This window comes from Mycolicibacter senuensis (assembly GCF_003284925.1).
GTDB lineage: Bacteria > Actinomycetota > Actinomycetes > Mycobacteriales > Mycobacteriaceae > Mycobacterium > Mycobacterium algericum_A.
Genome location: NZ_QMEX01000152.1, coordinates 1 through 8,047, shown reverse-complemented (window position 1 = coordinate 8,047; position 8,047 = coordinate 1). Strand labels below are relative to the sequence as shown.

General features: G+C 69.2%; 9 protein-coding genes. 2 read left to right on the top strand and 7 right to left on the bottom strand.

Features of this window, described 5'->3' with window-relative positions:
• Positions 1 to 721, bottom strand: a 721-nt coding sequence (locus DQP56_RS20810) for a hypothetical protein (RefSeq protein ID WP_112688685.1), incomplete at its 3' end; no start/stop codon positions are given.
• Between the two features lie 93 nt (positions 722 to 814).
• On the opposite strand from DQP56_RS20810, the gene DQP56_RS20805 reads away from it, so the two are divergent.
• On the top strand, positions 815 to 2,101 hold the full coding sequence (locus DQP56_RS20805; protein WP_112688683.1) for a glycosyltransferase 87 family protein: 1,287 nt from the start codon (positions 815 to 817) through the stop codon (positions 2,099 to 2,101).
• Here the strand turns inward: DQP56_RS20805 and DQP56_RS20800 are convergent.
• The 5 genes from DQP56_RS20800 to DQP56_RS20780 all read right to left on the bottom strand — a co-directional run bounded on the left by DQP56_RS20800 (position 2,062) and on the right by DQP56_RS20780 (position 5,491).
• A complete protein-coding gene (locus DQP56_RS20800; protein ID WP_112688681.1) occupies positions 2,062 to 2,796 on the bottom strand; it encodes a lysophospholipid acyltransferase family protein in 735 nt (244 codons plus the stop codon). The two genes, DQP56_RS20805 and DQP56_RS20800, sit on opposite strands and share 40 nt — an antisense overlap.
• Positions 2,797 to 2,924: 128 nt before the next feature.
• Entirely contained in the window at positions 2,925 to 3,293 is a 369-nt protein-coding gene (locus DQP56_RS20795; protein ID WP_112688679.1) for a hypothetical protein, read from the bottom strand.
• Positions 3,290 to 4,579 carry an ArsA family ATPase gene (locus DQP56_RS20790; protein ID WP_205868940.1) on the bottom strand — a complete coding sequence of 430 codons (1,290 nt, stop codon included), beginning with the start codon at positions 4,577 to 4,579 and terminating at the stop codon, positions 3,290 to 3,292. The genes DQP56_RS20795 and DQP56_RS20790 overlap by 4 nt, the downstream gene beginning before the upstream one ends.
• Entirely contained in the window at positions 4,576 to 5,013 is a 438-nt protein-coding gene (locus tag DQP56_RS20785; RefSeq protein ID WP_112688675.1) for an SRPBCC family protein, read from the bottom strand. The genes DQP56_RS20790 and DQP56_RS20785 overlap by 4 nt, the downstream gene beginning before the upstream one ends.
• 82 nt (positions 5,014 to 5,095) lie before the next feature.
• On the bottom strand, positions 5,096 to 5,491 hold the full coding sequence (locus DQP56_RS20780) for a polyketide cyclase / dehydrase and lipid transport (protein ID WP_112688673.1): 396 nt from the start codon (positions 5,489 to 5,491) through the stop codon (positions 5,096 to 5,098).
• A 156-nt stretch (positions 5,492 to 5,647) separates the two neighbouring features.
• Between DQP56_RS20780 and DQP56_RS20775 the strand changes: the two genes are divergently transcribed.
• Entirely contained in the window at positions 5,648 to 7,450 is a 1,803-nt protein-coding gene (locus DQP56_RS20775; protein ID WP_112688671.1) for an AMP-dependent synthetase/ligase, read from the top strand.
• A gap of 79 nt (positions 7,451 to 7,529) precedes the next feature.
• Here the strand turns inward: DQP56_RS20775 and DQP56_RS20770 are convergent.
• The coding region (locus tag DQP56_RS20770) for a glycosyltransferase (protein WP_114475785.1) at positions 7,530 to 8,047 on the bottom strand (518 nt) is incomplete at its 5' end.

The following is an 8,047-nucleotide window of genomic DNA, read 5'->3' as shown; positions in this document are numbered from 1 at the left end:
CCGGGCGTCGCAGCCGGCGTTCGCGCAGCAACGCGCGGCGCATCCGCTCGCGCCGGGGCAGGTAGCGCCAGCGGGCCCACGGCGCGTGCGGCCGGGACAGCCGGATCGCGCCGACCACCAGCAGCGGAAAGAAGAACATCCCGATCAGCCCGGTCCACACCTTGCCCTTCAACAACACCACCACACCCAGCGGCAGCGACGTCACCAGCCCGGCGAACACCCCGGCGCGGATCAGCGGCGAGGAGGTGTCGTGCCACAGCGACAACAGAAAGGCCAGCGGGTGAAAGCCCAGCACCAGCAGACCGGCCACCGCCGTCGCGGCGAAGACGGCATCCACCGAGGCGCGCCCGTCCTCTTCCCAGTACACATCCGACAAGTGCAGGATCAGCGCGTACTCGTCGAGCACCAACGCCGCGCCGATCCCGAACGCGATCGCGGCGAAGCTGAATGCCGGTTCGTGCCCATGGGGGCCGGCGGCCACCAGCGTCACCCCGGCGACCATCACCAGCAGCACCCCGAAGACCACGTGGTGGATGTGCTTCGACCCGATGTGGATGTTGCGCGGCTGCCACCACCGGGGGGCGCCGACGCGACCGGCGGTGCTGCGGATATAGCGGACGACGGCGCGGGTCACCAGAAACGTCGCCAGGAACGCGAGCAGGCAGCACAGCAGCGGCAATCTGCCGCGTCCGATGATGTCGTCGCGGAACCATTCGAGCACCTAATGCAACGTACGCCCTCACCACACTCCACGCTGGGATCACCACCGGCATGGCCCGGGAAATCCTCACCACCCGATAGGCTGTGCTGCGACATGACTACATCGCGGCCGCCCGAGCCGGGCCGTCGGCACGGGGGCGGTTCCGTCTGGTGGATCTTCGCCGTGCTGGCGATCGGAGCCCTGGGCTACACGACGTGGCGGGCGCTCGGCAGCACGCCGTACCACATCGACGTCGACGTCTACCGGATGGCCGCGCAGGCGTGGCGGGACGGGCAACCGCTCTACGGCGACGACTGGTTTCCCACCCAGATCGATGGCACGGTGTTGCCGTTCACCTATCCCCCGATCGCGGCCGTCCTATTCGCCCCGCTGACCTGGGTGTCGCTCGGTTCGGGCACCGCCGCGCTGACGATCGTCTCGACGCTGCTGCTGGTGGTGTCGATCACCGTCGTGCTCGCCGGGTTGGGCGTCGCAGTGGGCCGCGGCAGCGGTCCGCAGTGCTGGCGGCGGGGTGTGCTGGCAGCAGCGATCGTCGCGGCGGCCATCTGGCTCGACGCCGAGCCGATCTGGTCCAACTTCGATTTCGGCCAGGTCAACGCCGTGCTGATGACGCTGGTGATCGCCGACTGCGTACCGCGCCGCACCTACTGGCCGCGGGGCGCGCTGCTGGGCTTGGCGGTGGCGCTGAAGCTGACCCCGGCGGTGTTTCTGCTGTACTTCCTGCTGCGCCGCGACGGGCGCGCCGCGGTGACCACCGTCGCATCGTTTCTGGTGGCGACCCTGGCGGGCTTCGTGCTGGCCTGGAGCGACTCCTGGCAGTACTGGACGCACACGGTCCGCAACACCGACCGCATCGGCGGGGCGACGCTGAACACCAACCAGAATCTGGCCGGCGCGCTGGCCCGGCTGCCGCTGAGCGAACCTCAGCGCTCCGCACTGTGGCTGCTGGGCAGCCTGTTGGTCCTGGCGGTGACGGTGTGGGCGGCCCGCCGACTGCTCAACCGGGATGTCGGGGAGCCGATTCTGGCGCTGATCTGCGTGGCGCTGTTCGGGCTGGTGGTCTCACCGGTGTCGTGGTCGCACCACTGGGTGTGGATGCTGCCGACGGTGGTGGTGACCGCCGTGGTGGCCTACCGGCACCGCGCGATCGCGCTGGGCGTGCTCAGCGCACTGGGTGTGGCGTTGATGATGCGCAGTCCGATCGACCTGCTGCCCGAGCATCACGAGGCGGGCGCGGCGTGGTGGCGCCAGTTGGCCGGCACATCCTATGTGTGGTGGGCGCTGGCGGTGATCATCACGGCCGGCGCGATGCTGCGTCCGGACCGCCGGAGCACTCCAGATCAGCCTGCGGCGGTCTCCGGAAACCGGGCGACCGGCTGAGCCGTTGCCCCGTCCTGTTGTGCGGCACCGTTTTTGAGGCTCGCCGCGTAGATGTCGACGTACTCCTGCCCGGAGAGCCCCATCAGCTCGTAGATCACCTCGTCGGTGACCGCCCGCTCGATGAAGCGGTTGTCGGCCATCCCGTCGAAGCGGGAGAAGTCCATCGGCTTGCCGAACCTGACCGTTACCCGGCCCGGGCGCAACATCTTCGTCCCGGGCGGGTTGACGACGTTGGTTCCGACCATGGCGACCGGAATCACCGGGACGCCGGTGTGCAGCGCGAGCCGGGCCAGCCCGGTCTTGCCCTTGTACAACCGGCCGTCGGGTGACCGGGTGCCTTCGGGGTAGATGCCGAGCAGCTTGCCGTCCTGGAGGATCCGCTGGGCTGTGTTCAGCGCGGCTTGTGCGGCGTCGGAGTCGGTGCGGTCGATGGGCACCTGGCCGACCGCGGTGTAGAACCAGCGGGTGAACCAGCCCTTGATGCCGGTGCCGGTGAAGTATTCCGACTTGGCCAGGAAGGTGATCCGGCGGCGCACCACCAGCGGCAGGTAGAAGCTGTCCATGACGGCGAGGTGATTACTGGCCAGGATCGCCGCACCGTGCTCGGGGATGTTCTCCAGCCCCTCGACTTTCGGCCGTCCGATCAGGGCCAGCAGCGGACCCAGCAGTACGTACTTGAACAGCCAATACCACATGGCCCCTCCCTCCCTGCTGTCCGCGAACACCGGCCGTGTTCGCGCCAACTTTACCGACCAGCGGTGGCCAGGGCCACACGGTGATTCATCACAACGGAGATTCCGGGGAATTCCTTAGCTTTCCGCGTTCAGTGCTCGATCGTGACGGGGATGTGTTCATAACCGGTCTTGGCCGGCGCGCCGCCGGATCCGTCCGGCGGCGGGCCGTCGGGCGGGCCCGGCCTGTCACCGGTCTCACCGACCACCGCTCGGATCACCTCGAACAACGCGACGCTGTGCTCGGCGACGACGCTGAGCAACGGGTGCTCCTCCCCCGTCACCAACGCCGCCAGCGCACACACCGGGCACCACACCTGTTGGCACTTACCCGGCGCATCGGCCGCCGCCAGCATCGCCGCCGCCCGCACCGCCGGGTCGAGGCGATCCAGGATCGCCTGGGCGAGTTTGCGCAACTCCGGCCCCAGCTCACCCAGATCACGGTGCGCGCCAGCGCTCAACGTCGCACCTCCTCGTCACTGCTCACCGGCCACACCTCCGGGTTCGGCCGGAAGCGCACCGTCAGTTCGCTGCCGCGCAGCGTCGCGTCCACAACCGTGCATCGTCGCAGCACCGACGCCAATCGGACCCGGCGTCTGGTGCCACCGGCACCGATGACCAGGTCGTCACCGGAGCGTCCCAGGCTGAGCGCACCGGAATCGACCTGGGGCAACTCTAACCGCAGCCGGTACACCGCCCCCAGTCCGGAACCCGACTCCCGGTCGACCACCGGCCGTACCGGCCCCGGCGGTGCCGAGCCGCCGCGTCGCCGGCTGCCTTCGAGCAGCTCGCCAAGCGCCTTGGGGCCGATCGGTTCGCCGGCCAGGTGCGGGACCAGCACCATCGCCACGTCACCGATGGTGCGGTCCAAGTCCTCCAGAACGCCGTGCTGCTCACGGATCCGCTCGGCGTACCAGTCGAACGCCGGATGAGCGGGCAGATTCGTGTAGACGTACGAATCATCCTGCAACAGAATCTGGTTCACGATCAGCTCGTCGACGCGCACCCCGGTCAGCGCCAGCGTCCCCAGGGTTCGGACCGCTTCGGCGGCCACCACGCGCTCGGCGGTCAGCACCAGGTGGGCCCCGACCAGCGCCTCGTCGGTCAGCAGCGTGGCCAGCCGTTCGGCGGCGCCGCTGATCCGCTCGATCAACTCGACCAGTGCGTCCGACGCGCCGTCGGGCCCGCTGAGCCTGCGGTGCCGCGGCCAGGACCGCTCGGCATACAGCGCGACCGTGGCGGGCAGCGTCAGCATCCGCATCGCATCGGCGGTGGACGCGCAGTCGACGACGACCCGGTCCCACCGACCGCTGCCGGCCAGCTCGCCAACCTCATGCAGGCCGAGCACCTCCTGAACGCCGGGAAGCGCCGAAAGCTCTTCGGGGGCAACGCTACCCAGATCCGACTCCGGGAATCGCCCGGCCAGCACCTCGACCACCGCGACCCACTGCGCCTCGAGCAGCGCCAGCGTGTCCAGCGCCAGTACGTCAAGCCCGCCCGGACCGGCATCGTCGAGCACCACCGACACCGGGTCACGGCCGGCGCTGGGCACCACCGAGACGCCCAGCACGTCACCGACCGAGTGCGCCTGGTCGGTGGAGACCAGCAGCACCCGGTTACCGGCGCGCGCTTCGGCGACCGCGGTCGCCGCCGCCAGCGTGGACTTACCCACGCCGCCCTTGCCCACGAACAGACTGATCGGCGCGACCGGGAGCACCGGGGGCGTTGTTGCCTCAGACGGGCTCACTCAGCCTCGGCTCGCTTCTTCAGGTCCTTCAGCGCGGTGTCGGTCAGTCGCCGCTCCGCCTTGCGCTTGAGCAGACCGATCATCGGGATCATCAGGTCGACCGACAGCTCGTAGACGACTTCTGTGCCGGATCCCTTGGGCGCCAAACGATATTCGCCGTCAAGCGCTTTCAACAGCGAACTGGACACCAATGACCAGCGCACGCTGCGACGGTCTTGCGGCCAGTCGTAGGCCAGCACCATGGTGTCCTTGAGCACCGCGGCGTCGAGCACCAGCCTGGCCTGCTTCGGGTATCCGTCGGAGTCGGTTTCGAGCACCTCGGCCTCGGTGTACTCCGACACCCATTCGGGGTAGGCGCCGATGTCGGCGATCACCTTCATCACCGTGCCCGGATCCGCCTCGATGAAGATGGTCTGAGCTGTCTTGTCCGCCACGTGGTTACTTCCCTAACTCGTTCGCCTGCCACCAGCCCTCGGCAGAGACGCTACCTCGCCGCGCCCGCCCGTTCAGCCCGGCTCAGCTCACAGCGGCCGGGGCGACACCCACGGGTCGGGCCTGCTCCAGGCGGGCCTTCACCTCGAAGGCCATCCGTTTGCCCGCCACCCGGCGGCGATGGTTGAGCTTCGCCAGGTTCAGCTTGGCCAGCTGGCGGCCGGTCACCCCGCTGGGTTCGGCGTGCAGGAAATAGTGCAGCAGCACCCCGTCGAGCATCGGATCCAGCCAGATCTCCATGGTTCCGGTCAGCGGGCCGCACACCGTCCATCGGACGCCCTTCTCGGCGCGGTCTTCGACCAGCTGCAGCTGCAGGTCCGGCCACCACCGCCGCCAGCTCGACCGGTCGGCGACGAGGGCCCCCACCTGTGCGCCGGATGCGGCGATGAAGGTCTCATCGGCAACCTGGATACTGTTCATCGCCCCAGCTTCACATATGACGTCCCCGGGGCGGAACGCCGCCGGTGCACACCGCCGGGCTTCTCCCCGCCCGACAGTGAACACCGTCACATCTGCCGGGGCGCGCCTATTAGGCTGGTCGGACAGACACCCGGGCTGCCAAGAGAGGTCATTCGAATGCGTGAGTTCAGTGTTCCGGCGCCGTTCACCGTCGAGGAGCACGACAACGTCGCCGCGATCGTCTTCGAACACGAGCGCGACAATCCCGACCACGTCATCTACCAGCGCCTCGTGGACGGCGCGTGGACCGACGTCAGCTGCGCCGCTGCCGCCGCGCAGATCCGCACGGCCGCACTGGGTCTGATCGCGCAGGGAGTGGCCGCCGGTGACCGGGTGGCGATCTTCTCGGCGACCCGCTACGAGTGGGCGATCCTGGACTTCGCGATCCTGTCCATCGGCGCGGTGACCGTGCCGATCTATGAGACGTCCTCGGCGGAGCAGGTGCGTTGGGTGATGGAGGACTCCAGCGCGGTGCTGGCGTTCGCCGAGACCGACGCCCACGCCCGGCTGATCAACGAACTCGCCGGTGGACTGCCCGCGCTGCGGCGGGTGATGACCATCGACGGGTCGGGCGCCAAGGCCTTCGATGAACTCGCCGAGGCCGGCGCGGGCCAGGACCCGGCGCAGCTCACCGCGCGCGGGGCCGCCCTCAAGGCCACCGACCCGGCGACGCTGATCTACACCTCGGGCACCACGGGCCGCCCCAAGGGCTGCCAGCTCACCCACTCCAACCTGCTCCACGAGGTGCGCGGCACCAAAGCGGCCCTGCCGACCCTGCTGGGTCCCGACCAGCGCCTGCTGATCTTCCTGCCGTTGGCTCACGTGCTGGCCCGCGCCCTGACCCTGGCGGCATTCACCAACCGGGTCACGGTCGGATTCACCAGCGACATCAAGAATCTGGTGCCGATGTTCGCGGTCTTCAAGCCGACCGTGGTGGTGTCGGTGCCGCGGGTGTTCGAGAAGGTGTACAACACCGCCGCGCAGAACGCCGCCAACGACGGCAAGGGCCGAATTTTCGAGATGGCTGCCCAGACCGCGGTGGACTGGAGCGAAGCCCTCGACCGTGGCGGCCCCGGTCTGCTGCTGCGCCTCAAGCATGCGGTGTTCGACAAGCTGGTCTACCACAAGCTGCGCGCGGCGTTGGGTGGCGACTGCCGGGCGTCGGTGTCCGGTGGCGCGCCGCTGGGCGAACGGCTCGGCCACTTCTACCGCGGCGTCGGCCTGTCCATCTACGAGGGCTACGGGCTGACCGAGACGACCGCCGCGGTGACCGTCAACCCGGTCGGCGCCATGAAGGTCGGGACCGTCGGAAAACTGGTGCCGGGCAACAGCATGCGCGTCGCCGAGGACGGTGAGTTGCTGGTCCGCGGCGGGGTGGTGTTCAGCGGCTACTGGCGCAACGAACAGGCCACCGCCGAGGCGTTCACCGACGGCTGGTTCAAGACCGGCGACCTGGCCGAGATCGACGCCGACGGCTACCTGAAGATCACCGGCCGCAAGAAGGAGATCATCGTCACCGCCGGCGGCAAAAACGTCGCACCCGCGGTGCTCGAGGACCAGCTGCGCGCGCACCCGCTGATCAGCCAGGCGATGGTCGTCGGCGACGCCCAGCCGTTCATCGGGGCGCTGATCACCATCGACCCGGAAGCTCTGGAAGGCTGGAAGCAGCGCAACAGCAAGGCCGACACCGCCACCGCCGCGGACCTGGCCACCGACCCGGACCTGCTGGCCGAGGTGGACGCGGCGGTCAAACAGGCCAACCTGACGGTCTCGCACGCCGAGTCGATCCGCAAGTTCCGGATCCTGCCGGTCGACTTCACCGAGGCCACCGGTGAGCTGACCCCGACGATGAAGGTCAAGCGCAAGGTGGTCGCCGAGAAGTTCGCCGACGCGATCGAGGCGATCTACACCAAGGACTGACCGGCGGTTCCGGCGCCCCGGTGAGCGGTTTGGTCGGCTTTTGGTGGAAAAGCGCAATCAAACCGCACCGTCGGCGTCCTCACGCCAGCAGGTCGGCCATGCGTGCGGCCAGGGTTTCCCAGCGCCAGTCACTCATCACCCACGCCCGCCCCGCGGCGCCCATCGCGGCGGCGCGGTCGGGGTCGGCCAGCAATCCGCTGACGGCATCACCGATCTGCTCCACGGACCGGCCGTCGACCACCCGCCCGGTCCGGTTGTCCAGCACGGTCTCCGGTGCGCCGCCCGAGTCACCGGCGACCACCGGCACACCCGCCGCCGATGCCTCCAGGAACACGATGCCCAGCCCCTCGACGTCGAGCCCGGCACCACGCGTGCGGCATGGCATCGCGAAGACATCGCCGAGCAGGTAGTAGGCGGGCAGCTCGGCGGCCGGCACGCCACCGGTGAACGTCACCGCATCGGCGACCCCGCACTCGACGGCCAGCCGCCGCAGTGTGTCGGCATACGGGCCGCCGCCGACGATCACCAGCGCGGCACCGTCGACCCGGCGCCGGATCGCCGGTAACGCGCGGATCAGCATGTCCTGGCCCTTGCGCG